Below are 24940 nucleotides of genomic sequence, written 5' to 3'. Positions count from 1 at the left end.
GGGGCCGGAGACGGCCTCTCGTGACGGTTGGGGGGTCAGGCGGGGTCGGGTTCGCCGACAGCGGCCGGCAGCACGCGCGCGTCGAAACAGGTGCGGTCGCCGGTGTGGCAGGCGGCCCCGACCTGGTCGACGCTGACGAGCAGCGCGTCGCCGTCGCAGTCGAGGCGCACGCCCTTGACCCACTGCACGTGCCCGCTCGTGTCGCCCTTGCGCCAGTACTCCTGCCGGCTGCGCGACCAGAACGTGACGCGGCCCTCGGTGAGCGTGCGCCGGAGCGCCTCGTCGTCCATCCAGCCGACCATGAGCACCTCACCGGTGTCGTGCTGCTGCACGACCGCCGCCACGAGCCCGTGCGGGTCGCGCTTGAGCAGGGTGGCGACGTTCGGGTCGAGCGCGGTCGGATCCGGCGTCGGGTCAGCCGGGTCGGTCGGGTCAGCCGGGTCGGTCGGGTCGGTCGGGACGGTGGAGTCGGTCACGCCGCCATTGTGCCGTCGCCCCCGTCCAGCTCAGCGCTCGGTCTCGAAAGCACCGTCAGAACAGCGTGTTCGGCACCCAACGCGGCGTGCGGGCGCACGGGACGCCCGCCCGGGTCAGACGGCCTGCTGCTGGGCGACCCACGAGGCGTGCAGCCGTGAGTACACGCCACCGAGACGGACGAGCTCGGTGTGGTGCCCGCGCTCGACGATGCGTCCGGCGTCGACGACGATCACCTCGTCGGCCGCCTGGGCCGTCGAGAGCCGGTGCGCGATCGCGATCGAGGTGCGACCGCGGGTCAGCGAGTCGAGGGCGCGCTGGAGCCGCACCTCGGTGCTCGGGTCGACGGCGGAGGTCGCCTCGTCGAGGACGAGCAGGTCGGGGTCGGCGAGGTAGGCGCGGGCGAGCGCGACGAGCTGCCGCTCCCCCGCCGACAGCGACTCGCCCCGCTGGCCGACGTCGGTTGCCAGACCGAGCGGCAGCGTCGCGGCCCAGGCGTCGAGCCCGAGCTCGGTCAGCGTGAGTCGGACGTCCTCTTCGCTCGCCTCGGGCCGGCCGAACCGGACGTTGTCGAGCAGCGTGCCGTCGAAGAGGAAGCCCTCCTGCGGCACGAGCACGACCCGGGAGCGCAGCGACGAGAAGCGCACCGTGCGCAGGTCGACGCCGTCGAGCAGCACCTGCCCGCTGGTGGGGTCCATGAGGCGGGTCAGCAGCTTGGCCAGCGTCGACTTGCCCGAACCGGTCTCTCCGACGATGGCGACCCGGCTGCGCGGCGCGATGGTCAGGTCGACGTCGTGGAGCACGGGCTCACCGCCCGGGTAGGCGAACCCGACACCGTTGAACTGCACGGTGATCGGCCCTCGCGGCAGCGCGACACCGGACTCGCCCGGGTCGGAGACATCGGCCGGCGTGTCGATGATGCCGATGACCCGGCGCCATCCGGCCACGGCGTTCTGCATCTCGTTGAGGATCTCGGTGGCCTGCTGCACCGGCATCGTGAAGAGGTTGACGAGGAAGAGGAAGGCGAGGAGCTCGCCCAGGGTCAGGCTGCCGCGCGCGGCGAGGACCGTGCCGACGACGAGGACGACCGCGGTCGTGAGCCCCGAGACGAGCTGGCCCGAGGTGAAGGCGATGACCGACCGGGCCTGGGCGCCGATGGCGGCCTTGCGGTGCGCCTCGACCGCGGCGTCGATGCGCTCGGCGGTGCGGTCCTCGACGCCGTACGCGCGGATCGCCTGGGCCCCGACGACGGCCTCGGAGATCGCGCCGAGCATGTCTCCGACGCGCTCGCGCACCCTCGTGTAGGCGCGGCCGACGATGCCCTGGAACTTGCGGATGATGAGGAACAGCGGCACGAAGCAGAGCCACACGACGAGGCCGAGCAGCGGGCTGTAGACGAACATCAGCACGGTCGCGAGGGTGATCTGCGCGAGGTTGATCATGAGCATGAGCCCGCCGAACTGCACGAACATCGAGATCGTGTCGACGTCGGAGGTCACGCGCGAGACGAGCGACCCACGACGCTCGGTGTTCTGGGTGAGCATGGCGAGGTCGTGGATGTGACGGAACGCCTTGAGCCGCAACGTCGCGAGCCCGCTCTCGGACGAGCGGAAGAGACGGACGTTGACGAAGTACGCCGACAGCGCGGTCACGACGACCCCGACCAGCGCGATGCCCACGTAGACCGCGACGACGCCGGCGTCGGGCCCACCCGCAGAGAGCAGCCCCTCGTCGGTGATGCGCTGGACGACGAACGGGACGAGCACGCGCCCGAGGGTCGACAGCACGGCCAGGGCGACGGTGACCCAGATGCCCTTGCGCAGCTCGGGTGAGAGCTCGACCCCGCGCTTGAGGGTCTGCCACGTCGACATGTCCTTGCCCGTGGCGACGCCGTGGTGCTCGACGAGGACCTGGGACCGCAGGCTCATCGGGAGACCTCCTCGGCCGGGCCCCGCCCGGGGTCGTCGTCGAGGCGCAGGTCGTCGCCGAACTCCTCGTCGGCGGCGATGGCCTCGCGCTCGGCGGCCTCGCGGGCGTATGCCGTCACGAGCCATTCGTAGCCGGCGCACCGGCCGAGCAGCTGGGCGTGCGAGCCGTGGTCGACGACGCGGCCGTCCTCGACGTACACGACCTCGTCGGCGAGCAGGATCGTCGCCATGCGGTAGGCGACGACGAGGACCGTGGTGCCCGAGCTCGCCTCGCGCAGCCCGCCGAGGATCGCCTGCTCGACACTCGGGTCGACCGCCGACGTGGCGTCGTCGAGGATGAGCAGCTGCGGCCGGCGGATCACCGCGCGGGCCAGGGCGATGCGTTGACGCTGGCCGCCGGAGAGGCTCGCCCCGCGTTCGCCGACGTGGGTCTCGAGGCCGTCGGGCAGCCGCTCGACGAAGGTCGCCCCCTGCGCGACGTGGAGGGCTCGCCAGACGCTGTCGTCGTCGTGGGCCGCGCCCAGGGTGATGTTGCCGCGGACACTGTCGTCGAACATGAAGGTCTGCTGAGCCACGAGGGCCGCGACCTGGCTGATGCCCCCGTGACGGACCTCGCGCAGGTCGACGCCGTCGAGCAGCACGGCCCCGCTGTCGGGGTCGACGAGGCGCATCACGAGGTTGGTGAGGGTGGACTTGCCGCTGCCGGTGGGGCCCACGATCGCGACCGTCGACCCGGGCGCCACGTCCAGGGTGACGTCGACGATCGCCGGGTTGAGGTCGGCCGCGCCGTCCTCGGTCACGATCTCGTAGGCGTACGCGAGGCGCTCGGCCTGCAGGTGGCTCGGGGCGCCGGTGGGCAGCGAGCGCTCGGCGTACTGCATGCTGCCGGTCGCGTCGAGCACGGCGGAGACGCGGTTCCAGCCGACGACCGCACGTGGCAGCTCGGCGAGCACCCAGCCGAGCGCCCGCACGGGGAAGGCGAGGATGGAGAAGAGGTAGGCGATCTGGACGACCTCGGCAGCCGACAGGAGCCCGCTGCTCACCCGCAGCGTGCCGACGAAGAGGACGGCGAGCGTGCCGATGGTCGGGATGGCCTCGATGGCGGGGTCGAACCTGCCACGGGTGCGTCCGACGTCGATGTTGGCGTCGCGCAGCTCGTCGGTGACCGTGCGGAAGCGCTCGGCCTCGTGGTCCTCGCGGCCGAGGGACTTGACGATGAGCGCCGCCTCGAAGCTCTCGTGGGCCACCTCGGAGACGTCGGCCCGCAGCTGCTGGGCCCGCGTGACCCGTGGTGACATCGCGCGCTGGAAGGCGACGTTGGCGAGGAAGAGCATCGGGAAGACGGTGAGACCGACGAGTGCCAGCCAGGGGTCGACGACGACCATCTGGACGATGCCGAAGACGAGCATGACGACGACGCCGAGCGCCATCGGCAGGGGCGCGAAGATGTTCCACGTCGCCTCGACGTCGGCGTTGGCGTTGGACAGCAGCTGCCCCGAGGGGTGCTTGTGGTGCCAGCTGAGCGGGAGCCGGAGGTACTGGCGTGTGACCCGGCGGCGGTACATCGCGCCGAGGTTGAACATCGCGACGCCGCCGGCGAGGCGTCGCCCGATGACACCGACGGTGGTGGTGAGGACGACGGCCGCCATGACGCCGCCGATGAACCACAGCTGCGACGAGGTGACGTGACGGGCCTCGATCGCGGGGGTGACCGCCCGCTTGACGACGTAGCCGATGGCCGCTGCCGTGAGGCTCGTCATGACGCCGTAGACGACGCTGCCCACGACGGCGAGGGCGAACCACCGGGGCTGCCCCTTGATGCCCCGGCCGATGACGGCGAGACCCTCCCGCAGGGTCGAGGTGGTCGGGACGTTCACGCTGTTCGGCTCCCCTGGTGCTCTGCTGGTGCTCTGCTCTCCGGTCGACCCCTCAGCCTCTCACGCAGTGCCGACAACGCCTGCACCGCTTCGCCTCACCCAGAGCCACTCCGGCCCGGTCTCGTCCTCGCGCACGAAACCGAGCCGGGCGAGGACCCGGTGGCTCGGGACGTTGTCGGGCAGGGTGTGCGCGACGACGCGGAGCCCGGCGGCCTCGATCGCCCGCACCATCCCCGAGAGGACGTCGGTCATCAGACCGGTGCCGCGGGCCGGCTCGACGAGGCCGTAGCCGACCTCGACGACGCCGTCCACGGGCGGTCCGAAGCAGCCGATGGTGCCGACCGCGAGCCCGTCGGAGCGCCGCACGACGTGCCGCGGCGTCCACGGGTCGGGGCCGTCCGACGTCATGGTGCGCACCGCGTCGAGGTCGTCCTCGCGCGGGTAGCCCGGGGCCCAGCCGCGATGCCGTGAGCCGGCCACCATGGCGCGCGCCTCGTCCCACGTGACCGGCACGAGGGTGGCGAGGTGCGTCTCGATCGGGCCGGATCCGATGGGCGCTGCCGGCGCGCCCGTGCGCAGCCAGTGGCGCAGCACCCCGTCGCGCGAGTCCTCGAGCACCCCGCCACAGGCGGTGATGGTGCGCGCGGACGCCATGTTGCTGCGGTCGCACGTCACGAGAACCGGGTCGATGCCCCGGCGCGCTGCGATGCGCAGCGCCTGGGTGAGGGCGGCGGTCGCGACCCCGCGGCGACGCGCGGCGGGGCGGACAGCATACCCGATGTGGCCGCCCTCGGCGACGAGCGACGGGGTGAGGGCGTGGCGGACCGCGATGGTGCCGACCAGGTGTCCGTCGTCGAGGACCCAGCGGTACGAGGACGGCACGCGCTCGGGCGGGAGCGGCTCGTCTGGGTGCTCCTGCTGCCGACCGAGCCAGTCGACCCACTCCGCGAAGACCCTGGCCTCACCGAGCACCTCGCGGTCCCTCGCGTGGTAGCCCGACCCGTGGATCGTCGCGCCGCCGAAGTCGTCGACCAGCTCCCACCAGCCGTCGCGGAGGTCCACGGTGGGGCGCACGAGCTCGATCACCGTCCGACCCTACGGAGGCGAGGGCCCCGCGATCCAACGAGTTGTTCGTGGCCTCGCCGGCGACCCTGACAGGATGAGGACATGACGCGCCACGCCAGGTCCGAACGCCTCCTGCTCTGCGACGAGCTCGACCGTCTCGGGCCCGACCGGCCGACCCTGTGCGAGGGCTGGCAGACGCGCGACCTCGCCGCCCACCTGCTCGTGCGCGAGAACCGCCCCGATCTCTCGGTCGGCCGTTTCGTGCCCTTCCTCGGGGGCCACCTCGACCGCGAGCAGCGCAGGATCGCGAACGGCGACTACGCCGCGGTCGTCGACCGGGTGCGTCGGGGCGCTCCCGCCTGGAACCCGATGTCCAACGCCAAGGTCGACGAGATCACCAACCTCATCGAGTTCTTCGTGCACCACGAGGACGTCCGCCGGGCGCAGGCGGGGTGGGCGCCGCGCGAGCTCGCGCCGCAGCTCGAGGGCAAGCTGTGGTCGGCGCTGCGCCGCTCCGCGCGCCTGATGTTCCGCAAGGCGCCCACCGGCATCGTGCTCATCGCCGACGGCCGCGGCCGGTATGCCGCCAAGCTGCCCGACGCCCACGGCACCGTGGTGCTGCGCGCGCCCGTCGGCGAGCTCGTCCTCTACGCGTACGGCCGCAAGGGCGTCGCGCGGGTGGGGTTCGAGGGCGACGCCGACGACATCGCCGCCCTCCAGGGGGCCGAGCTCGGCATCAGCTGATCGTCAGCGGACGGTGACCCCCGCCGCTCGCAGCGCCTCCTTGACCTGCCCGACCGTCAGCTCGCGGAAGTGGAACACGCTCGCGGCGAGGACGGCGTCGGCGCCGGCCGCGACGGCCGGCGCGAAGTGCTCGACCCTGCCCGCGCCGCCGCTCGCGATGACCGGCACCGAGACGGCTGCACGGACCCGTCGGATGAGCTCGACGTCGAAGCCGTCCTTGGTGCCGTCGGCGTCCATGGAGTTGAGCAGGATCTCGCCGGCTCCGAGCTCGGCCGCCCGGGCGCACCACTCGACGGCGTCGAGGTCGACGGGGGTGCGCCCGCCGTGCGTCGTCATGACGAAGTCGTCGGTCGGCCGGCCGTCGTCGCCGCGGCGGCGTCGCACGTCGGCCGACAGGACGAGCACCTGCGCCCCGAAGCGGCTCGCGATCTCGGCGATGAGCTCGGGGCGGGCGATCGCCGCCGTGTTGACCCCGACCTTGTCGGCGCCGGCACGCAGCAGGCGGTCGACGTCCTCGGCGGTGCGTACGCCGCCGCCGACGGTCAGTGGGATGAAGACCTGCTCGGCGGTGCGTCGCACCACGTCGTAGGTCGTCTCGCGGTTGCCGCTGCTCGCCGTGACGTCGAGGAAGGTCAGCTCGTCGACGCCCTGGTCGTCGTAGACCTTGGCGAGCTCGACGGGGTCACCGGCGTCGCGGAGGTTCTCGAAGTTGACCCCCTTCACGACGCGGCCCGCGTCGACGTCGAGGCAGGCGATGACTCTCGTGGCGACCGGCATGCGACAAGGCTAGGCCAGCGCCGCGACCGGCTAGGGTCGCGCCCATGTGGGACGACGTGACGACGCCGCCGCGCGAGGAGCACGTCGCCGCCGTCGTGTCCCTCGCACTCGGCGCCCAACCGCGCTGCGGCGACGTGGTGGTCGTCGCCGTCGACGGGCCGAGCGGAGCGGGCAAGACGACCCTGGCCCGCGGGGTCGAGCTCGCCCTGGCGTCGGCCGGTCCGGTCGCCGTGCTCCACATGGACCACCTCTACCCCGGCTGGGACGGCCTCGCGCAGGCCCCGGGCCTGCTCACCCGGCAGGTGCTCGAGCCGCTCTCACGCGGGGAGCACGCGGAGTACCGCCTCTGGAGCTGGGTCCGGGACCGCTGGGCCGGCACGCAGGGCGTGCCCCCGTGCCGCTTCCTGGTCGTCGAGGGCTGCGGTGCGAGCGCCGGCCCCGCCCGGCCGTATGCCGCCGTGACCGTCTTCGTCGACGCCGACGTCAACCTACGCCGCAGACGCGGCATCGCCCGCGACGGCGACGCCTACGGGCCGCACTGGCAGCGGTGGGCCGACCAGGAGGCAATTCTCTTCGCGGCCGACTCGACGAGGGGCCTCGCTGACCTCGTCATCGACACATCTACTCTCTGAGGGTGCTCCGACCAGACCCCGCGATCCGGCCCCTCCCACCCGTCTGGGTCATGGCGGTCGCGCTCGTGTCCGTGGCCGCGAACCTGCGCGTGGCCATCACGAGCGTCCCGCCCCTGCTCGACGCGATCTCGGCCGACCTCGGCCTGAGCCACGCGGCCGCCGGGGCGCTGACGACGCTGCCGGTGCTCTGCATGGGACTCTTCGCACCGGTCGCGAGCCGCATCGCCCACCGGATGGGCGCCGCCGGCGCGGTGCTGGCCGCTGCCCTCAGCATCGTCGCGGGCACGGCCGGCCGCTTCGCAGGGGGCAACGTCGTCGTCCTCTACGTCGGCACGTTCCTGTGCGGGGTGGGCATCGCCGTCGCGGGCACGCTGCTGCCCCGCCTCGTCAAGACGTTCTTCCCGCCCGAGCGGACGGGCCTCGTCACCGGCCTCTACATGCTGGCCATGATGGGCGGCGCCGCGCTCAGCTCCGCGGTCGCCGTGCCGCTCGCCGACCGTCTCGGCAGCTGGGAGGCCTCGCTCGGGTCCTGGACCGTCGTCGCGGTCGTGGGCGTGCTCGCCTGGGCGCCGTTCACCGTCCGCGCCAACCCGCACCACACTCCCGACGAGGAAGGGCCCGGTCGGCTCCCCTGGCGCCACAGCACGGCGTGGCTCGTCGCCGGCTACCTCGCCCTGCAGTCCTGGTGCTTCTACTCGGCCGTCACCTGGCTGGCCCCCACGTATGTCGAGCAGGGCTGGTCCCGTGGGTCGGCCGGCTACCTCGCCGCGGCCTTCAGCGGCGCCCAGATCGTGTCGGGACTGCTGGGGCCGGTGCTCAGCGACAAGACCCCCGACATGCGTCGCCTGCTCCTGCCCGCCGCCGCCCTCGGCGTGCTCGGCTGCCTCGGCATCCTGTTCGCACCGCTCGCCGCACCGTGGGTCTGGGCGGTCGTCGCCGGGCTCGGGCAGGGCGCCGCGTTCTCGCTCGCGCTGGTGCTGCTCGTGCGCTACGCCCGCACCCCCGACGCGAGCGGTCGCCTGACCGGGATGGCGTTCCTCATCTCCTACGGGATCGCCTCGGTGGGCCCGCTCGCCATGGGACTCGTACGTGACGTGAGCGGCAGCCTCTCGCTGGTCTGGCTGGTGCTGGCGGTCATCGGCGCCGTGCAGGGGCTGGTCGTGCTGCGGCTGAGACCGGACCTCTCCCGGGTCGGCTGAACCGAGCCTCTCCACCTCTCGCCGGCCATCCCGGCGCGGTCGCCGGACACCACATCTGGGACTGATGTTGCAGTTGGGGCGCGCCAATTAGGGCGAAACCGCGTACAAGGCGACATTTGCCATTGCAGACTTCTCCGCGGACGTGCTGACTGCAAGGAGAACCGACGAATGATGCCACCGAAGACGCCGAACGCCCGACACCGAGCCCTCCATCCGCGTGTCGGAGGGCGCGCCCTGGCCACGACGGTCTCCCTGGCGGTCCTCGCGGGCATCCCGGGTCTGGCGGCGGCGCCGTCCGCGACGGCAGCACCGTGGGCCTCCACCGCGAGCCCCACGGCACTCGCCGTGACCGCCGCCCCGCCGGCGGCTCCCGCCCTCTCGGTGGTGGCAGGTCCGATGAGCGGCGGAACCGCCGTCGACCTCTCGGGCACCGGGGTCGGTGCGACGACCAAGGTCCTGTTCGGCACGTCGGCGGTCACCGCCGTCACCAAGGTCTCCGACACACGGGTCCGCGTCGTCACCCCCGCGCACGCCGCCGGGGTCGTCAGCGTGCAGGTCGCCACGCCGTCGGGCACCTCACCCGTCTCGACGCGCTCGAGCTTCGCCTTCGACGCCGTCCCGACGGTGGCGTCGCTGTCCACCCGCTCCGGCCCGACCGCCGGCGGCGCCGTGCTCACCGTCGACGGGACCGGCTTCACTCGGGCCACCGCGGTCCTCTTCGGCACCACCCCCGGGTCCGCCCTGGCCCGGGTGAGCGCGACCCAGCTCCGCGTCACCGTCCCGGCGCACGCCGCCGGCCCGGTCGACGTACGGGTCGTCACCCCCGGCGGCACGTCACCGGTGACGTCCGTCGCCCGGTTCACCTACACCGCGCCCCCGGTCGTGCTCCCGCCCACGGTCACCTCGCTCTCGGTCCCTGCCGGGCCGGTTCGCGGGGGCACCGTGCTCACGGTGACCGGTACGGGCTTCTCCGGGGCCACCAAGGTGACGTTCGGCGGCCTGCTCGGGACGCAGCTCGCGGTCGTCTCCAGCACCCAGCTGCGGGTCACCACCCCGGCGCGCCCGGCGAGCGCCGTGTACGTGCGCGTCACGACCCCGGTCGGCACGTCCGGCAGCAGCCCGACCTTCACCTACGACGCCGTGCCGACCCTGACCCGCGTGTCAGCGGCGTCGGGCGGCACCGGCGGCGGGGCGACCGTCACGCTGACCGGGACGGGCCTGACGCGGGCGTCCGCGGTCCTCTTCGGCACGACCCCCGCTCCGTCGATCACCCGGGTCTCCGCGACGACCCTGCGCGTCACCACCCCGGCGCACGCCCTCGGAGCCGTCGACGTCCGGGTCACGACCCCTGGCGGCACGACTGCCGTCACCGCCTCGACGCGGTACACCTTCTACCTGCCGCCCGCCGTCACGCGGCTCTCGGTGCCCTCCGGCCCGGTCAGCGGTGGCACCCTCGTCTACCTGACGGGCGCGCGGTTCACCGGCTCGACGCGGCTCACGTTCGGCGACACCCTCACTCGATTCACGATCCTGTCGCCGACCTACATCCGCGCGACGGCGCCCGCCCACTCCGCAGGGGTCGTGAGCGTCCGCGTGTCCAACCCGAACGGCACGTCGGCCGCAACCGCTGCGACCGCGTACGAGTACGAGGCCGTCCCGACCGTCACCGGCCTGACGCCGGTCACCGGTCCCCCGGCCGGAGGCACCGTCGTCACGCTGACGGGCACGGGCTTCGGCCGCGCGACCGCCGTCAGCTTCGGCGCCACCACGACCACCAAGATCGTGCGCGTCTCGTCGACGACGCTGCGCGTGACCACCCCGCCGCACGCCTCGGGACCGGTCGACGTGCGCGTCACCACCCCGGGCGGCACCTCGGCCGCCGGCGTCGGGTCCAGGTACGCCTACGGCTCCCCGCCGGCGATCAGCGGGCTGTCCGTCTCCGCCGGCCCGCTGCAGGGCGGCACGGTGGTGACGCTGACCGGCACGCACCTCGCCGAGGTGGGTGAGGTCCGCTTCGGCACCACGCTCGGAAAGGGCCTGGTCCGCGTGTCCGACACGACCCTCCGCGTCACCGCACCAGCGCACGCGGAGGGTGTCGTCGCCGTGCGCGCGACGAACGCCAACGGCACGAGCCCCGAGACGGCCCGCACGACCTTCGAGTACGTCGGCGCACCCGCCGTCACGGCGCTGTCCGCACCTGCCGGTCCCCTGACGGGTGGGGGCATCCTGACGATCAACGGCACCCGCCTGTCCCTCGCCTCGGGGGTCGACTTCGGCGGCCGGCCGGCGACCGGCCTCGTCCGGGTCTCGGCCACCACGATCCGGGTCACGGTCCCGGGCCACGTCGTGGGGACGGTCGACGTCAGGGTCACCACCCCGGGTGGCACATCACCCGTCGTCGCGGCGGCCAGGTTCACCTACCAGCCGGTGCCTACCGTCACGGCGCTCACCCCGGCGCTCGCGCCGACCAAGGGTGGCAGCGTCGTGACCCTCACCGGCACCGGCTACGACCGCGTCGACCGCGTCACGTTCGGGGGTGTGCCGGCCACGACGGTGACGCGCCTCTCCGCGACGCAGCTGCGGGTCACCATCCCGGCGCACGCCGAGGCCGACGTCGACGTGCGCGTCACCACTCCCGGTGGCACGTCGCTCGTGGTCGCGGCCGGACGCTTCGCCTACCAGGACGCCCCGGTCATCACCTCCGTGTCCCCGTCCTCGGGGCTGCTCGCCGGGGGGAACGTCGTGACGCTGCGCGGCACGTCGTTCACGGTGGTCACGGGCGTCTGGATCAACGGGGCCCCGGCGACGAGCGTGACCCGCGTGTCCGCCACGCAGCTCACCGCCGTGGTGCCCGCAAGGATGGCGACCGGCTACGTGCCGGTGAAGGTGACGACGCGGGCCGGCACGGTCACCAGGGCGAACGCCTACACGTACATCGCCGGCACGACGTTGAAGCCGGGTCAGGTCCTCCTCGGCGGCACCGCGCTGGTCTCCCCCAACGGCGTCTACAAGGCGGGGATGCAGACCGACGGCAACCTCGTCATCGTCTCCGGCGGCGTGCGGCGCTGGGCCAGCGGCACGACCGGGGTCGGCAACCGCCTCTTCGTCCGCTCCGACGGCAACCTCGCGATCATGCGTCCCGACGGCAGCCTGGCCTGGACCGCCGGCACGAACGGCTGGACCGGCGCCGTCGCCACGATCACGGACGACGGGCTGCTCCAGCTGCGCCAGGGCAGCACGACCGTCTGGGACCACCGCGGGATCAGGTACGACCGCCTGCTGTCCAACCAGCTGCTCCGCTCCGGCGAGTCGATCACCTCGACGAGCCAGGGCTGGTCGATGACGATGCGCACCGACGGCAACCTCGTGCTGACCTCGGCGTCGGGGGTGCGCAAGTGGGCCTCGTTCACGTCCGGCGCCGGCAACACGGCCGCCATGCAGACCGACGGCAACTTCGTGGTGCGCAACGCCGCCGGTGCGACGCAGTGGTCGTCGAAGAGCACCGGTACCGGGTCGTTCCTGCGCGTGCTCGGCACCGGCAACGCGGTGGTCTACCGCGGGTCGACCGTCACCTGGGCGGTCACCGGCGGTCCGGGTCCGCAGGACTGGTCGTGCTACTCACGGGCGACCCAGAACTGCATCAGCCGCTTCGGCTACTACGGCCAGCGGGCCTGGAACTACCCGGTGGACGCCTGGGGCAACAACTGCACGAACTTCTCGGCGTACCGACTCTCACTCGACGGCATCCGGAACCCGGGCAACCTCGGCAACGCCGAGAGCTGGGACAACAACGCGCGGGCGAAGGGCTTCGCGGTCGACCAGTCGCCGCGGGTCGGTGACATCGCACAGTGGAACTCCAACCACGTCGCGTACGTGGACTGGGTGAGCGCCGACGGCAACCAGATCGCGATCTCCGAGAGCGGCTACGGCGGCACGGTGCTCGGCCGGACCTACACGTCGATGAGCGGTCGCCGCATCATCGCCCGCACCAGCTCGTCCTGGCCGTCGAACTTCATCCACTTCCGCTGACGGACGGACGGCTCCGGGGCCGCGCCAACCCCGGCCGCTCCCGGGCCTTGCCGGGCCCATCCCGAGGTGGGACCCTGCCCCGGTGGCCACCTCGATCTACGATGCGGTCGGCGGCATGCGGGCGCTGACCGCACTCGCTCACGCCTGGCACGAGCGCTGCCTGGCGGATCCCGTTGTGTCGCATGCCTTCTCGCACGGCTACCACCCTGACCACACTGCGCGCCTCGCAGCCTACTGGGCCGAGGCCCTCGGCGGACCGCCCGCCTACACCGCACACCTCGCCAGCGAGAGCGAGGTGGTGCGGATGCACTCCGGCAACGGCCCCCACGTCGAGATGGACGAGCGGGCGGTGGCCTGCTTCGCCGACGCCGTCGACGAAGCCGGGCTGGGCGACGACCCCGTCGTACGCGACGCGCTCGTCGCGTACTTCACGTGGGCCACGGCGTACATGGGGACCTACCACGGGTCGGCGGACGACGTGCCGGACGCGCTGACCGTGCCGAAGTGGTCGTGGCAGGGGCTCGTCGGTGGCACCGACTCCCGGCCTCGGCAACACACCGGGTAGGTGGGCGGCCTTCAGCCCCAGTAGTCGTCCATCGGCTCCGGGCCCTCGTCGACGCCCGTGGACGTACGCCGCTCCGTGACCGTGAAGCGGCCGCGGTAGAAGAGCATCGGCCGCCCGGACTCGCCGTCCTCGAGCTCGAGCACGCGACCGATGACGACGTCGTGGTCGCCGGCGACGTGCACCTGCTCGACGGCGCAGTGGATGCGCATCAGCACACCGGGCAGGCTCGGGCCGCCGCTCGCCGACCGCTCCCACTCGAGTCCGTCGAAGCGGGCGCCCGCCGTCGAGCCGAACCGCCCGATGAGCTCACGCTGCTCGTGCCGGAGCACGTTGACGGTGAACCGCCCCCGGTCGCGCATGCGCGGCCAGGACCGGCCGCGGTGGTCGGCGCAGAAGAGGACGAGAGGTGGGTGGAGCGACACCGACGCGAACGACTGGCAGGCGAACCCGACCGGTGAGCCGTCGTCGGCGAAGCCCGTCACGACCGTGACTCCGGTCGCGAAGTGCCCGAGGGCGTGCCGCATGCGCTCGGGAGTCGGCTCGCCGGTCACGCGTCCCCCTCCGGCCGGTCGCGGTCGTCCGCACCGTCGGGGCCGCCCGGCTCGGCCGTCTCGCCGAAGGCCTGGACGAGGGCGGCGAGGCGAGAGGCCTCGCGACCGGAGACGTCTCCGTCGGCCTTCTGGATCGCCATGACCGCCACCGTGTCGCCGTCCTCGAGGTCGAGGCTCACCCACGGCTCACCGCCACCGAACTGCACACCGACGACCTCGGCCCACTCGAGGGTGCGGGTCAGCACGAGGTTGCGCACGACGAGGCCCTCGCGGCTGGGCACCGCGGCGATCGAGGCGTAGCGCCAGGCGACGAACGCGACGACGACACCGAGGCCGAAGAACATGAGACGGTCACCGAGACCCCAGCGGCCGTCGGCCTGCGCGGGCATGACGACGGCGATGGCACCGAAGACCGCCAGGGACGCCCAGCCGACGCCGAGGGCGACCGCCCGTCCGCGGCGCGGGCGGAACGGCGCGAACGGGTCTGGGGCGTCCCCGGGCTCGTGGGGCTCCACCGGCTGGCCCGTCATCTGGTCGTCACCGTCGTCGCCGTGGGTCACAGCCGGCAGGCAGCGATGTCGGTGACGAGGATCGCCCGGGCTCCGAGGTCGTAGAGCTCGTCCATGAGACGGTTGCGCCCGATCCTCGGCACCATCGCGCGCACGGCGACCCAGGCGTCGTCCTGCAGCGACGAGACCGTGGGCGACTCGAGGCCCGGCGTGAGCTCGCAGGCCCGGTCGACGAGGTCCTTCGGGCAGTCGTAGTCGAGCATCACGTAGGTGCGCGCCGTGATGACACCCGCGACGCGGCGCTGGAGCACCTCGATCGCCTGGGCCTCGCCCGGCCGGTCACCGCGGATGAGCACGGCCTCCGAGCGCAGGATCGGCTCGCCGAACACCTCGAGGCCCTGCTGGCGCAGCGTGGTTCCGGTCTCGACGACGTCGGCGATGCAGTCGGCGACACCGAGGGTGATGGCGGTCTCGACGGCGCCGTCGAGGCGCACGACGTCGGCGGACAGACCCCGTGCGGCGAGGTCGGCACGCACGAGACCGGCGTAGGACGTCGCCACCCGCTTGCCGGCGATGTCGGCGACGGTGCCCACGTGTCCCGGCTTGCCGGCATAGCGGAACGTCGACGCTCCGAAGCCGAGCGCCATGACCTCCACGGCGGACGAGCCGGAGTCGAGCAGCAGGTCGCGCCCGGTGACACCGGCATCGACGGTGCCGGAGCCGACGTAGACGGCGATGTCACGGGGTCGCAGGTAGAAGAACTCGACGTCGTTCTCGACGTCGGTGACCACGAGCTCCTTGGTGTCGCGGCGCGTGCGGTAGCCCGCCTCGCGCAGCAGCTCGACGGCAGCATCGGACAGAGAGCCCTTGTTGGGCACGGCGATTCGCAGCATGGCGTGAACAGTCCTCAGAGGTGGGAGTAGACGTCGTCGAGCGAGATGCCCTTGGCGAGCATGAGGACCTGCAGATGGTAGAGGAGCTGGCTGATCTCCTCGGCGGCCTCGTCGTTCGACTGGTACTCGGCGGCCATCCACACCTCGGCCGCCTCCTCGACGATCTTCTTGCCGATCGCGTGGACGCCGGCGTCGAGCTGCGCGACGGTGCCCGAGCCCTCGGGTCGCGTCTGTGCCTTCTCGGCCAGCTCGGCATACAGCTGCTCAAAGCTCTTCACGGTCGCCCAGCCTACGGGCCGCTCCGCGTCGACCTGACCAGTGCTCACGTCGTGGCGGCCGGGGTCGACGGCACCGCCCGGAGCGCGACCACGGTGGCGACCGCAGCGCTCGCAGCCTCGTGGCCCTTGTCCTCGGCCGAGCCGGGCAGCCCGGCACGGTCGAGCGCCTGCTGCTCGTCGTCGCAGGTGAGCACGCCGAACCCGATCGGCGTGGCCGTGCGCACCGAGACCTCCGTGATGCCCGACGTCGCCGCGTGGCAGACGTAGTCGAAGTGCGGAGTGCCGCCGCGGATCACGACCCCGAGCGCCACGAGGGCGTCGAACCGCCCGGCGAGGGCGGCGCAGGCGACCGACAGCTCGAACGTGCCGGGCACGCGCACCACCTCGACATCGGTCACGCCGGCGTCGGCGAGTCCGCGACGTGCCCCGTCGAGCAGGCCGTCCATCACCTGCTCGTGCCAGCTCGCCGCGACGACCGCGACGCGCAGGCCGCTGCCGTCGGCGTCGATGGTGGGGGCGCCGTCCTTCATGCCGTCTCCTTGCCGCCGTGCCGCTCGTTCGCGACCGGGATGTCGTGGCCCAACCGGTCGCGCTTGGTGACCAGGTAGCGCTCGTTGTCCTGGCCCATGGGGCCGTGCAGCCGCTCGACCGCGACGACGTCGAGCCCGAGGTGGCGCAGCGCGGACACCTTCTTCGGGTTGTTCGTCAGCAGCACGACCTCGGTGGCGCCGAGGTCGTGCAGGATCGCCGCCCCGGCGGCGTACTCGCGCGCGTCGACCGGGAGCCCGAGCGCCGTCTGTGCGTCGACGGTGTCGGCGCCACGGTCCTGTTGGGCGTACGCGCGCAGCTTGTCGACGAGGCCGACGCCGCGGCCCTCGTGGCCCCCGAGGTACACGACGACCCCGCCCTCGCGCCCGATGCGTGCCAGGGCCGACTGGAGCTGTGGTCCGCAGTCGCACCGCAGCGAGCCGAAGGCGTCGCCGGTCAGGCACTCCGAGTGCAGCCGCGTCACGACCGGTCCCGACGAGCTCAGCCCCTGGAGACCGCGCGGGCTGACGAGGGCGACGTGCTCGTCGCCGGTGAGCGTGTCGCGGTAGCCGTACGCCGTGAACGTCCCGTGGACGGTGGGGATCCGGGTCGTCGCGAGCCGTTCGACGCGGTCGAGGCGCTGCCGGTGGTCGATGAGCTGCTCGATCGTGATGACGGGCAGACCGAACTCGCGGCCGAGGTCGACGACCGCGTCGAAGCGCATCATGGTGCCGTCGTCGTGCACCAGCTCGCCGATGACTGCGACCGGGGCCAGCCCGGCCAGGCGAGCCAGGTCGACCGCGGCCTCCGTGTGCCCGGGTCGGGTGAGCACCCCACCGTGGCGGGCCCGGAGCGGGAGGATGTGCCCGGGTCGGATGAGGTCGTCGGGCGTGGCCTCCGGGTCTGCCAGGACCTGGACCGTGCGGAGCCGGTCGGCGGCGCTGATGCCGGTCGTGACGCCGGTGGCGGCATCGACGGAGACGGTGTAGGCGGTGCGCAGCGGGTCGCGGTTCTCCGAGACCATGAGCGGCAGCTCGAGGTGGTCGGCGACCTCGTCGGGTACCGGTGCGCAGAGGTAACCGGACGAGTGGCGGATCGTCCACGCCATCCAGTCCTCCGTGGCCGTCTCGGCGGCGAGCACGAGGTCGCCCTCGTTCTCGCGGTCCTCGCTGTCGAGCACGAGCACGGGGCGCCCCGCACGCAGTGTCTCCAGGGCGGCTTCGACGGTCGAGAGTGCGGTCATGATCCGACCTCCTGTCGGTGGGTGAGCAGTCGCTCGACGTACTTGGCGATGACGTCGACCTCGAGGTTGACGACGTCACCGACTCCCTTTTGGCCCAGCGTCGTGAGGTCGAGAGTCGTCGGGATCAGCGAGACGCCGAAGGAGTCGTCGCCGACGTGCGCGACGGTCAGCGAGACGCCGTCGACGGTGATCGAGCCCTTCTCGACCACGTATGCCGCAAGGCCGACCGGCAGCGTGAAGTCGACGGTCTCCCAGCGGTCCCCGGGAGTACGCCCGGTGATGGTCGCGGTGCCGTCGACGTGACCCTGGACGACGTGGCCACCGAACCGGCCGTCGGCGGGCATCGCCCGCTCGAGGTTCACGCGGTCGCCCTGACGCAGCGCGCCGAGGCTGCTGCGGCCGAGCGTCTCGGCCATGACGTCGACGGTGAAGCCGGTGGAGTCGTGCTCGGTGACGGTGAGGCAGACTCCGTTCACCGCGATCGAGGCCCCGTGGGTGGCGTCGCTGACGACGAGCGGCCCCTCGATGCGGAGGACCGCGGACTCTGCGCCGAGCTCGATTCCCGCGACGGTGCCGAGCTCCTCGACTATTCCGGTGAACATGCTCGTCTCCTATGGGTTCTGCGCACCTGGGCGTCAGCGGCTCGAGGCCGCCGGTGCGAGCGGCTCGGGGGTGTCGGTGCTGCCCGACACCGGTGCAGGAAGCGGGTCCGGGCCGTCGGCCCGTGGCACGGCGTGGATGCGCACGTCGTTGCCGACGACGACGACCTCGTCGAGGTCGAGACGGTGCGCGTCGCCGATCGACCCGACGCCGAGGTCGGCGACGGCGGGCCGACCCCCTCCGAGCAGGGCCGGCGCGACATAGGCGTAGACGTCGTCCACGAGGCCGGCGCGCAGGAACGCTGCGGCGAGAGTCGGCCCGCCCTCGAGCCACACGTCACGGACTCCCCTGTGCCACAGCGAGTCCAGGGCCGCTCGCGGATCACGGGTCTCGAGGCGGACGACCTCTCCCGGCGCCGCCCGCACCCGCGCGTCCGGCGGCACCGGACGCAGGCCCATCACGGCGCGAAGGGGCTGGTCGGCCGCGAGCCGGCCATCCGGCGTACGCACCGTGAGGCGCGGGTCGTCGGCGATCACCGTGCCGGTGCCCACGAGGACTGCGTCGCGACTGGCCCGCAGCACGTGCACGTCGGCGCGAGCAGCCTCTCCCGTGATCCACTGGCTCGTGCCGTCGGCGGCCGCGCTGCGCCCGTCGAGCGTCGTCGCCAGCTTCCAGGTGACGAGGGGCCGACCCAGCGCGACCGTGCGCGCCCACCTGGCGTTGAGGGCCTCCGCCTCGTCGGCCAGCACCCCGCCCGTCACGTGGACGCCGGCGGCGTGCAGCCGCTCGGCGCCGCCGGCGGCATCGGGGTTGGGGTCCGACTGTGCGAAGACGACGCGCGAGACGCCGGCGTCGATGAGGGCCTCGGTGCACGGCCCGGTGCGGCCGGTGTGCGAGCAGGGCTCGAGCGTCACGTACGCCGTGGCCCCCCGCGCCCCCTCACCCGCCACCTCCAGCGCCTCGATCTCGGCGTGCGGCGACCCGGCCCCGTGGTGGTGACCCTCCCCCACGACGCTGCCGTCGGGTCCGACGACGACGCACCCGACGCGCGGGTTGGGGTCGGGCCACGGCCCGGACGCGGCGAGCTGCAGCGCCCGCCGCATCCAGCCCGGTGCCGTGGAGTCGCCCATGGTCAGGCCGTCGTCGTCCCGGCCAGCTGGGGCTCGACGTCCTGGCGGTCGACCCGGGAGGCCTTGACCCACTGCGTGAAGCCGTAGACCACGAACAGGCCGTAGAACGTGTAGAGCACCGCCGTCGGGACGTAGTTGGTCGCGAAGCCGAAGGGCACGCCGACGAGGTCGACACCGATCCACGCGAGCCAGAACTCGTTCCAGCCGCGGGCCATGGCGTAGGTCGCGACGATCGAGCCCACGAAGATCCACGCGTCGCACCAGTAGAACCACCACTCGGGCGTGAAGAACGGGTTCGGCGAGAGGTTCCAGAGCCACACGAAGGCCTGGTGCACGACGACGGTGCCGACGAGCCAGAAGACGATGACCGCCACACGCTCACGGGGCGTGGCCCAGCGCGGCGTGATGGCGACGCCGCTCGCGTCGTCGGCGTGGTTGAGGCGACGCACCTGCGACCAGCGCCACCAGCCGTAGATGCTCGTGATGATGAAGAAGACCTGGCGGCCGGCCTGCCCGAAGAGCGGGATGCGCTCGTCGGCACCGAACACCGCCCCCAGGTAGACGAAGAACAGCATGATGTTGGCGAGGATGCCGACCGGCCACGCCCAGACCCACCGGCGCATGCCGAGGTAGGCGGACGCGAGCCCGATGAGCACGCCGATCAGCTCCAGCCAGTGCAGCTGGTAGGGCCCGATCGGGATGGCGGCGTCGATGGCCTGCTGGAAGACGTTCTTCGTCTGGTCGGCCAGAGCAAGAGCCTGCATGTGGTGTTCGTCCTTGGTCGTTCGTCGGTGCACGGACGAACTCCGGGGTACTCCACACGCCCCACGCGGACCGGAGCGGACGGCGGATGCCGAAGCCCCAGGCCACGACGGCCTGTCTCGTGCTGCCTCCCATCCGGACTTTCACCGTCGGTCCCGGAGTTTCACCAGGTCAACCGGCCGCTGGATGCGGCCGGGTCGCGGACTGTAACCGCCGGCTCGGAATTACACCGACCCCGGAGCACGTACGGCCAGTATGCACCCGCCCGGGTCGGGTGCACACATCGCGTCCCACGTGACGGCCACCACGTGTGGCGCGGCCGGGTCAGTGCCGGTGCGCGGTGGCGAGCGCGCGCAGCTCGTCCACGGCGGCGGCGGCGTCCTCGGCCCCGTAGACGGCCGACCCTGCCACGAAGACGTCGGCGCCGGCGTCGGCGCACTGCTCGATCGTGTCGGCGCTCACGCCACCGTCGACCTGGATCCAGATCTCGCCGCCGTGCCGGCGCACGGCCTCGCGCACCTGCGCGACCTTCGGCATCTGGTCGGCCATGAACGACTGGCCGCCGAAGCCCGGCTCGACCGTCATGACGAGCACCATGTCGAGCTCGGGCAGCAGATCGGCGTACGGGGCGAAGTCGGTGCCGGGCTTGACCGCCATGGAGGCGCGCGCCCCCGCCGCCCGTAGCGCCCGGGCGAGGGCTCGGGGGTCGCGGGCGGCCTCGATGTGGAAGGTGACCGACTGGCAGCCCGCCTCGGCGTACATCGGCGCCCACGTGTCGGGGTCCTCGATCATGAGGTGCGCGTCGATCGGGACGGGACTCACCTTGAGCAGCGCCTCGACGACGGGCAGCCCGAGCGTCAGGTTGGGCACGAAGTGGGCGTCCATGACGTCGACGTGCGCCCAGTCCGCGTTGGCGATGCGGCCCAGCTCGGCCTCGAGGTTCGCGAAGTCGGCGGAGAGGATGCTCGGTGAGATCTGCACGCGCACAGCCTAGGGCCGCGCACCGATCGACCGAGTCAGGCGCCAGCGCTGCGGGGGGCGCGGCCGGGGGACCTGTCGGCCGGGCCTCTCCGCGTGTGGACCATGAGCACCAGGGCGGCGCTGATGAGCACGAGGTTCTTGACGACGAACTCCCCCGTCTGCGTCAGCAGGAGCGGATCCGCCTGTCGGAACAACAGGTTCGGAACCATGACGAACGTCATGAACGTACCGCCGAGGTGGAGGACCATCACCGGGAGGACGACACGGAGCATGATGCCGGTGACGAGGCCCGCGCCGAGCAGGACCTCGGCCGCGCCGAGAACCGGCACGACGACCGAGGGCGGTGCCCACGGCAGCGTCGCCGCGACCAGCGGGCCCACCGGCGACTGGTTCATCACCTTGAGCAGCCCGAACCACACGAACAGAACCCCGAGCACGCCTCGCAGCAGCGGGACGACGAGCGGGTCGAGGGCGGCCACGGCGCGGCCCTCCACGTCACGGACGAGAGCCGACAAGCCGACGGCAGGGCCGACCCTGGGCACCCCGAGGGAGACGGGGGGCGCCGTGTGCCGGACCCGGGCCCTGTCAGCGTGGAGCATGAAGTTGGTGGGCTTCGAAAACACGTCGTCATCCCCTTGGTCCGAGGTCCGCAACGAGCAGGACAACCTCAGGGTGCCCGGGCGACCTCCAGCAATTCTGAATTCAGGGATCGCCCGGGAAGCTCCCAGACTTGGGCGAATGCCTCCGGATGAGAAGGACTTTCGCGGGTAGCCACCATGTCGTTGTCAGGACTCGTGTCTGGGCGGTCCGAGCCTCTCAGCCGGTCGCCTTGACCCACACCGACACGTGCGACTCCGACTCCGCGGTGAACGGCGCCCGCGTCCAGTCGGCCCACCGGTCGCGCAGCGTCAGGCCCGCGAGACGCGCCATGAGGTCGAGCTCGGAGGGCCACACGTACCGGTGCGCGGTCGCGCCGTAGGTCGCGAGCCGCCTTCCGCGTGCGTCGAGGCCCGCCTGCGTGAAGTGGTGCGAGACCGAGCGCTGGGTCACGACGTCGACGGTGTCGAGCCCGACGTGGCGCTCCCCCACGTGGAAGGGGACCGCGTGCTGCCCCGGCGGCATGCGCCGCAGCTGCGGGACGAAGACCTCGATGACGAACGCACCTCCTGGAGCGAGCTGCTCGGCGGTGGTGCGGAAGCACTCGACCTGCTCGTCCTGGGTGAGCAGGTTGGTGATGGTGTTGTACACGAGGTACGCCAGCCGGTAGCCGCTGCCGACGCGGGTCGTCGCCATGTCGCCGATCGTGACGGGCATGCGGTCGCCGCCCGGCTTGCGCCGCAGCTCGGCGACCATGGCCTCCGAGAAGTCGATGCCGTGCACCTCCACGCCGCGCTCCTGCAGCGGAAGAGCCACGCGTCCCGTCCCCACCGCGAGCTCGAGGGCCGGGCCCGCGCCGGCGAGCTCGTGGAGCAGGTCGACCGTGGGGCCGAGGACCTCCGGGTCGAACAGGTGCGCCGACCCCGCGTCGTACGTCGGCGCCACGCGCTCGTCGAAGGGGCTGGGAGACAGGTCGTCCATCGCGTATGCCGTCACTCCCCCACCCTGCCCAGCCCGGGGCTCGTGGGTCGAGGGAGTTTCGGGTCAGTGCCTGCGCAGCAGGGCGAAGAACATCGCGTCGGTGCCGTGCAGGTGGGGCCACAGCTGCACGAACGGACCGTCGCCGAGGTCGCCGAGCGGGCGCCCGGACGCGTCGACGAAAAGGCTTCGTGCGTCGACGACCTCGACGTCGCCCCGCCTCTTGACGATGTCGCTGACGACGAAGCGCGTCTCGTTGAGGTGGGGGCTGCACGTCGCGTAGCCGACGAGCCCCCCGGGCGCCGTGGCGTCGATGCCGGAGGTGAGCAGCTCGCGCTGGAGGCCGGCGAGGGCGGCGACGTCGTCGGGAGTGCGTCGCCAGCGCGCCTCGGGCCGTCGGCGCAGGGCGCCGAGCCCGGTGCACGGCGCGTCGATGAGCACCCGGCTGAAGCCCTCCGGCTCGACCTCGCCGAGGTCGCGGCCGTCACCCTGTCGCACCTTGAGGCTGACGTCGGCGTCGCGCGCCGCGGCCCGGGCCGCGGAGAGGGTCTGCCAGACCAAATCGGCGCGGTGCTCGCTGATCTCGTTGGCCACGAAGGGAACTCGTCGCTGGATAGCGAGGGCTGCGAGCAGTCCGGCCTTTCCACCCGGACCGGCACACAGGTCGAGCCACCGCTCGTGCGCGGCGGCCTGCCCGACGACCTCTGCGGCAGCGAGGGCGAGGACGAGCAGCTGGGAGCCTTCGTCCTGCACCGCGGCACGCCCGTCGCGCACGGCGGCGATCGCCCCGGGGTCGCCCTCCGCCAGGGTGGCGCCGACGGGGCTGAGGCCCGAGCGCAGGGCGCCGTCGTGCTCGAGCTCGTCCAGTGAGGCGAGGCCGGGGCGGGCCACGAGGGAGACCTTGGCCGGCTCGTTGTCGCTCTCGAGGAGCGCGGTCAGGGACTCGTCGACGGTCGCCGCCGTCGCTGCGCCGTGACCGATCAGCGCCGCGCGCAGGGCCTTGGTGACCCACACGGGGTGGGACGTGCGCACGGCGAGCCGCTCGACGGGGTCGGCGATCCCGTCGGTCACGATCGCGACCCACTCGTCGGGGGCGCGCTCGCTGATGCGGCGCATCACGGCGTTGACGAAGCCCGAGGCGCCGGCACCGTTGACCTGCCGCGCGAGGGCGACCGTCTCGTCGACCGCCGCGTGGGTGGCGACACGCATGCCGAGCAGCTGGTGCGCGCCGAGTCTCAGGGTGTCGAGCACGTTCCCGTCGATCTTGCTCACCGGCCGGCCGGCGGCCGAGGCGATGATCGCGTCGTAGAGGCCGGAGAGCCGGGTCGCACCGTAGACGAGCTCCGTGGCGAAGCCCGCGTCGCGTCCGCGGATCTGCTTGTCGCGCAAGAGCCTCGGCAGGACGAGGTTGGCGTAGCCACCGTCAGCCACGTCCCGCATCGCCGTGTAGGCGGCAAGTCGCGCCGGGTCGGTGCGGCGTGCACGCTCGGAGGGGCGCAGCTCGGAACGGTGGCCGGCGGATCGCTCCCGCGCCTGCGGTCGCTGCCGGTCGCCACGACGCCCCTCACCACGTCCGGCGCCACGACCCTCGCCACGACCCTCGCCACGTCCGGGGCCGTGCTCGCCGTGTCGGGCGTCTTCCCGGCGGTCGTCACTCATCGCCGACTCGCTCCCCCGCCTCGATGCGTGTGCCTCGTGCCCAGTCGGCAGCGGCCATCACCTTCTTGCCGTGCGCCTGGACCCGACCGAGCCGAACGGGTCCGGAGCCCGTGCCGACGAAGACGTCCTTCTTCGTCACGAGCAGCTGGCCGGGCTCGAGCGGCCCGCCTGCCGGCAGGTCGTCCACCGTCGCCACGGTCACGGGAGCGACCTTGAGGCGCTCGCCGCGGAACGTCGTCCACGCACCCGGTGCCGGCGTGCAGCCGCGCACGAGCCGGTCGACGGCCAGGGCGGGCCGCTCCCAGGAGATGCGGGCGTCGTCGACCTCGATCTTCGGCGCGAGAGACACACCCTCGGACGGCTGCGGCTGCGCGACGAGACGACCCTCCTCCAGCCCGTCGAGGGTGGCCACGAGCAGCCCGGCGCCGGCAACCGACAGACGCTCGAGCAGGTCGCCCGCGGTGTCGGTGGGGCGGATCGTCTCGGTCATCACCCCGAGGACGGGGCCGGTGTCGAGGCCCCGTTCGATGACGAACGTCGACGCCCCGGTGACCTCGTCGCCGGCCATGACGGCGTGCTGCACGGGCGCGGCACCACGCCAGGCAGGCAGCAGGGAGAAGTGCAGGTTCACCCAGCCGAGCCGAGGGATCGTGAGCGCGTCCGCGGGGATGAGGTTTCCGTAGGCCACGACCGGGCAGGCGTCCGGGGCCAGCTCACCGAGCGCATCGAGGAAGTCGGGGTCCTTCACCCTGGTCGGCGTGAGCACGGGCACCCCGAGCTCCTGGGCCCGGCGGCGCACCGGGGAGGGCTCGAGGTGACGACCGCGTCCGGACGGCGCGTCGGGTCGGGTGACGACGGCGACGAGGTCGTGGCTCGAGGACGCGACGGCATCGAGGCTCGGCACCGCCGCGTCGGGAGTGCCCGCGAAGACGACTCTCATG

At 72.7% G+C, this 24940-nt stretch carries 24 protein-coding genes and 1 riboswitch; of the genes, 5 read left to right on the top strand and 19 right to left on the bottom strand.

Going from position 1 to position 24940, the window contains the following annotated elements; translation table 11 throughout:
* Positions 1 to 35 precede the first annotated feature (35 nt).
* The 4 genes from hisI to ACFQ2V_RS10945 form a co-directional block, all read right to left on the bottom strand.
* Positions 36 to 476, bottom strand: a complete 441-nt coding sequence (hisI, locus tag ACFQ2V_RS10960) for a phosphoribosyl-AMP cyclohydrolase (protein ID WP_386052729.1) — start codon at positions 474 to 476, stop codon at positions 36 to 38.
* Positions 477 to 590: 114 nt separating this feature from the next.
* Positions 591 to 2402, bottom strand: coding sequence for an ABC transporter ATP-binding protein (locus ACFQ2V_RS10955; RefSeq protein ID WP_386052728.1), 1812 nt, complete (start codon positions 2400 to 2402; stop codon positions 591 to 593).
* Positions 2399 to 4279, bottom strand: a complete 1881-nt coding sequence (locus ACFQ2V_RS10950; RefSeq protein WP_386052727.1) for an ABC transporter ATP-binding protein — start codon at positions 4277 to 4279, stop codon at positions 2399 to 2401. Before ACFQ2V_RS10950 ends, ACFQ2V_RS10955 begins: the two co-directional genes overlap by 4 nt.
* A 60-nt stretch (positions 4280 to 4339) precedes the next feature.
* Positions 4340 to 5365 carry a GNAT family N-acetyltransferase gene (locus ACFQ2V_RS10945; RefSeq protein WP_386052726.1) on the bottom strand — a complete coding sequence of 342 codons (1026 nt, stop codon included), beginning with the start codon at positions 5363 to 5365 and terminating at the stop codon, positions 4340 to 4342.
* A gap of 81 nt (positions 5366 to 5446) precedes the next feature.
* On the opposite strand from ACFQ2V_RS10945, the gene ACFQ2V_RS10940 reads away from it, so the two are divergent.
* The gene (locus ACFQ2V_RS10940) at positions 5447 to 6088 is read left to right on the top strand and encodes a TIGR03085 family metal-binding protein (RefSeq protein ID WP_386052725.1); all 642 of its coding nucleotides are present in this window, start codon (positions 5447 to 5449) and stop codon (positions 6086 to 6088) included.
* 3 nt (positions 6089 to 6091) lie between these two features.
* Here ACFQ2V_RS10940 and hisF read toward each other — a convergent pair whose 3' ends face one another.
* Entirely contained in the window at positions 6092 to 6865 is a 774-nt protein-coding gene (gene hisF, locus ACFQ2V_RS10935) for an imidazole glycerol phosphate synthase subunit HisF (protein ID WP_386052724.1), read from the bottom strand.
* A 44-nt stretch (positions 6866 to 6909) separates the two neighbouring features.
* Between hisF and ACFQ2V_RS10930 the strand changes: the two genes are divergently transcribed.
* From ACFQ2V_RS10930 to ACFQ2V_RS10915, 4 genes are all read left to right on the top strand, one after another.
* Positions 6910 to 7497, top strand: coding sequence for a hypothetical protein (locus tag ACFQ2V_RS10930; protein WP_386052723.1), 588 nt, complete (start codon positions 6910 to 6912; stop codon positions 7495 to 7497).
* A gap of 2 nt (positions 7498 to 7499) precedes the next feature.
* Positions 7500 to 8696 carry an MFS transporter gene (locus ACFQ2V_RS10925; RefSeq protein ID WP_386052722.1) on the top strand — a complete coding sequence of 399 codons (1197 nt, stop codon included), beginning with the start codon at positions 7500 to 7502 and terminating at the stop codon, positions 8694 to 8696.
* A 168-nt stretch (positions 8697 to 8864) separates the two neighbouring features.
* Positions 8865 to 12725: an IPT/TIG domain-containing protein gene (locus tag ACFQ2V_RS10920; protein WP_386052721.1), complete on the top strand. Its 3861-nt coding sequence runs from the start codon at positions 8865 to 8867 to the stop codon at positions 12723 to 12725.
* An 82-nt stretch (positions 12726 to 12807) separates the two neighbouring features.
* Positions 12808 to 13290 (top strand): group II truncated hemoglobin, encoded by a 483-nt coding sequence (locus ACFQ2V_RS10915; protein WP_386052720.1) that lies wholly within the window; start codon positions 12808 to 12810, stop codon positions 13288 to 13290.
* Between the two features lie 11 nt (positions 13291 to 13301).
* Here the strand turns inward: ACFQ2V_RS10915 and ACFQ2V_RS10910 are convergent, their stop codons facing one another.
* The 14 genes from ACFQ2V_RS10910 to fmt form a co-directional block, all read right to left on the bottom strand.
* Positions 13302 to 13841 carry a flavin reductase family protein gene (locus ACFQ2V_RS10910; protein ID WP_386052719.1) on the bottom strand — a complete coding sequence of 180 codons (540 nt, stop codon included), beginning with the start codon at positions 13839 to 13841 and terminating at the stop codon, positions 13302 to 13304.
* On the bottom strand, positions 13838 to 14401 hold the full coding sequence (locus ACFQ2V_RS10905) for a PH domain-containing protein (RefSeq protein ID WP_386052718.1): 564 nt from the start codon (positions 14399 to 14401) through the stop codon (positions 13838 to 13840). Before ACFQ2V_RS10905 ends, ACFQ2V_RS10910 begins: the two co-directional genes overlap by 4 nt.
* Complete coding sequence (gene hisG, locus ACFQ2V_RS10900; RefSeq protein ID WP_386052717.1) at positions 14398 to 15243, bottom strand: ATP phosphoribosyltransferase; 846 nt, start codon at positions 15241 to 15243, stop codon at positions 14398 to 14400. The genes ACFQ2V_RS10905 and hisG overlap by 4 nt, the downstream gene beginning before the upstream one ends.
* A 14-nt stretch (positions 15244 to 15257) precedes the next feature.
* Positions 15258 to 15521, bottom strand: coding sequence for a phosphoribosyl-ATP diphosphatase (locus tag ACFQ2V_RS10895; protein WP_028785574.1), 264 nt, complete (start codon positions 15519 to 15521; stop codon positions 15258 to 15260).
* 44 nt (positions 15522 to 15565) lie between these two features.
* Positions 15566 to 16051: a 6,7-dimethyl-8-ribityllumazine synthase gene (gene ribH, locus ACFQ2V_RS10890; protein ID WP_386052716.1), complete on the bottom strand. Its 486-nt coding sequence runs from the start codon at positions 16049 to 16051 to the stop codon at positions 15566 to 15568.
* Positions 16048 to 17292: a 3,4-dihydroxy-2-butanone-4-phosphate synthase gene (ribB, locus tag ACFQ2V_RS10885; RefSeq protein ID WP_386052715.1), complete on the bottom strand. Its 1245-nt coding sequence runs from the start codon at positions 17290 to 17292 to the stop codon at positions 16048 to 16050. Before ribB ends, ribH begins: the two co-directional genes overlap by 4 nt.
* A complete protein-coding gene (locus ACFQ2V_RS10880; protein ID WP_386052714.1) occupies positions 17289 to 17894 on the bottom strand; it encodes a riboflavin synthase in 606 nt (201 codons plus the stop codon). The genes ribB and ACFQ2V_RS10880 overlap by 4 nt, the downstream gene beginning before the upstream one ends.
* A gap of 33 nt (positions 17895 to 17927) precedes the next feature.
* A complete protein-coding gene (ribD, locus tag ACFQ2V_RS10875) occupies positions 17928 to 19022 on the bottom strand; it encodes a bifunctional diaminohydroxyphosphoribosylaminopyrimidine deaminase/5-amino-6-(5-phosphoribosylamino)uracil reductase RibD (RefSeq protein ID WP_386052713.1) in 1095 nt (364 codons plus the stop codon).
* A gap of 2 nt (positions 19023 to 19024) precedes the next feature.
* Positions 19025 to 19786, bottom strand: a complete 762-nt coding sequence (locus ACFQ2V_RS10870) for a nicotinamide mononucleotide transporter family protein (protein WP_386052712.1) — start codon at positions 19784 to 19786, stop codon at positions 19025 to 19027.
* A gap of 116 nt (positions 19787 to 19902) precedes the next feature.
* Positions 19903 to 20031, bottom strand: a riboswitch (FMN riboswitch).
* A 77-nt stretch (positions 20032 to 20108) separates the two neighbouring features.
* A complete protein-coding gene (gene rpe, locus ACFQ2V_RS10865; RefSeq protein ID WP_386052711.1) occupies positions 20109 to 20765 on the bottom strand; it encodes a ribulose-phosphate 3-epimerase in 657 nt (218 codons plus the stop codon).
* A gap of 35 nt (positions 20766 to 20800) precedes the next feature.
* A complete protein-coding gene (locus ACFQ2V_RS10860; RefSeq protein ID WP_386052710.1) occupies positions 20801 to 21388 on the bottom strand; it encodes a hypothetical protein in 588 nt (195 codons plus the stop codon).
* A gap of 193 nt (positions 21389 to 21581) precedes the next feature.
* Complete coding sequence (locus ACFQ2V_RS10855; RefSeq protein ID WP_386052709.1) at positions 21582 to 22358, bottom strand: class I SAM-dependent DNA methyltransferase; 777 nt, start codon at positions 22356 to 22358, stop codon at positions 21582 to 21584.
* 48 nt (positions 22359 to 22406) lie between these two features.
* Positions 22407 to 23999 carry an RsmB/NOP family class I SAM-dependent RNA methyltransferase gene (locus ACFQ2V_RS10850; RefSeq protein WP_386052708.1) on the bottom strand — a complete coding sequence of 531 codons (1593 nt, stop codon included), beginning with the start codon at positions 23997 to 23999 and terminating at the stop codon, positions 22407 to 22409.
* Positions 23992 to 24939: a methionyl-tRNA formyltransferase gene (gene fmt, locus ACFQ2V_RS10845; protein ID WP_386052707.1), complete on the bottom strand. Its 948-nt coding sequence runs from the start codon at positions 24937 to 24939 to the stop codon at positions 23992 to 23994. The genes ACFQ2V_RS10850 and fmt overlap by 8 nt, the downstream gene beginning before the upstream one ends.
* Position 24940 lies beyond the last annotated feature (1 nt).

The organism is Terrabacter terrigena, from assembly GCF_042676085.1.
Classification (GTDB): domain Bacteria; phylum Actinomycetota; class Actinomycetes; order Actinomycetales; family Dermatophilaceae; genus Terrabacter; species Terrabacter terrigena.
This window is presented reverse-complemented; position numbering and strand designations above follow the sequence as displayed.

Bases quoted from the DNA above. Each gene is read 5' to 3' on its own strand.
- ACFQ2V_RS10955 (WP_386052728.1), bottom strand. From the start codon at position 2,402: ATGAGCCTGCGGTCCCAGGTCCTCGTCGAGCACCACGGCGTCGCCACG.
- ACFQ2V_RS10940 (WP_386052725.1), top strand. From the start codon at position 5,447: ATGACGCGCCACGCCAGGTCCGAACGCCTCCTGCTCTGCGACGAGCTC.
- hisF (WP_386052724.1), bottom strand. From the start codon at position 6,865: ATGCCGGTCGCCACGAGAGTCATCGCCTGCCTCGACGTCGACGCGGGC.
- ACFQ2V_RS10930 (WP_386052723.1), top strand. From the start codon at position 6,910: ATGTGGGACGACGTGACGACGCCGCCGCGCGAGGAGCACGTCGCCGCC.
- ACFQ2V_RS10920 (WP_386052721.1), top strand. From the start codon at position 8,865: ATGATGCCACCGAAGACGCCGAACGCCCGACACCGAGCCCTCCATCCG.
- hisG (WP_386052717.1), bottom strand. From the start codon at position 15,243: ATGCTGCGAATCGCCGTGCCCAACAAGGGCTCTCTGTCCGATGCTGCC.
- ribH (WP_386052716.1), bottom strand. From the start codon at position 16,051: ATGAAGGACGGCGCCCCCACCATCGACGCCGACGGCAGCGGCCTGCGC.
- ribB (WP_386052715.1), bottom strand. From the start codon at position 17,292: ATGACCGCACTCTCGACCGTCGAAGCCGCCCTGGAGACACTGCGTGCG.
- ACFQ2V_RS10880 (WP_386052714.1), bottom strand. From the start codon at position 17,894: ATGTTCACCGGAATAGTCGAGGAGCTCGGCACCGTCGCGGGAATCGAG.
- ribD (WP_386052713.1), bottom strand. From the start codon at position 19,022: ATGGGCGACTCCACGGCACCGGGCTGGATGCGGCGGGCGCTGCAGCTC.
- ACFQ2V_RS10870 (WP_386052712.1), bottom strand. From the start codon at position 19,786: ATGCAGGCTCTTGCTCTGGCCGACCAGACGAAGAACGTCTTCCAGCAG.
- ACFQ2V_RS10850 (WP_386052708.1), bottom strand. From the start codon at position 23,999: ATGAGTGACGACCGCCGGGAAGACGCCCGACACGGCGAGCACGGCCCC.
- fmt (WP_386052707.1), bottom strand. From the start codon at position 24,939: ATGAGAGTCGTCTTCGCGGGCACTCCCGACGCGGCGGTGCCGAGCCTC.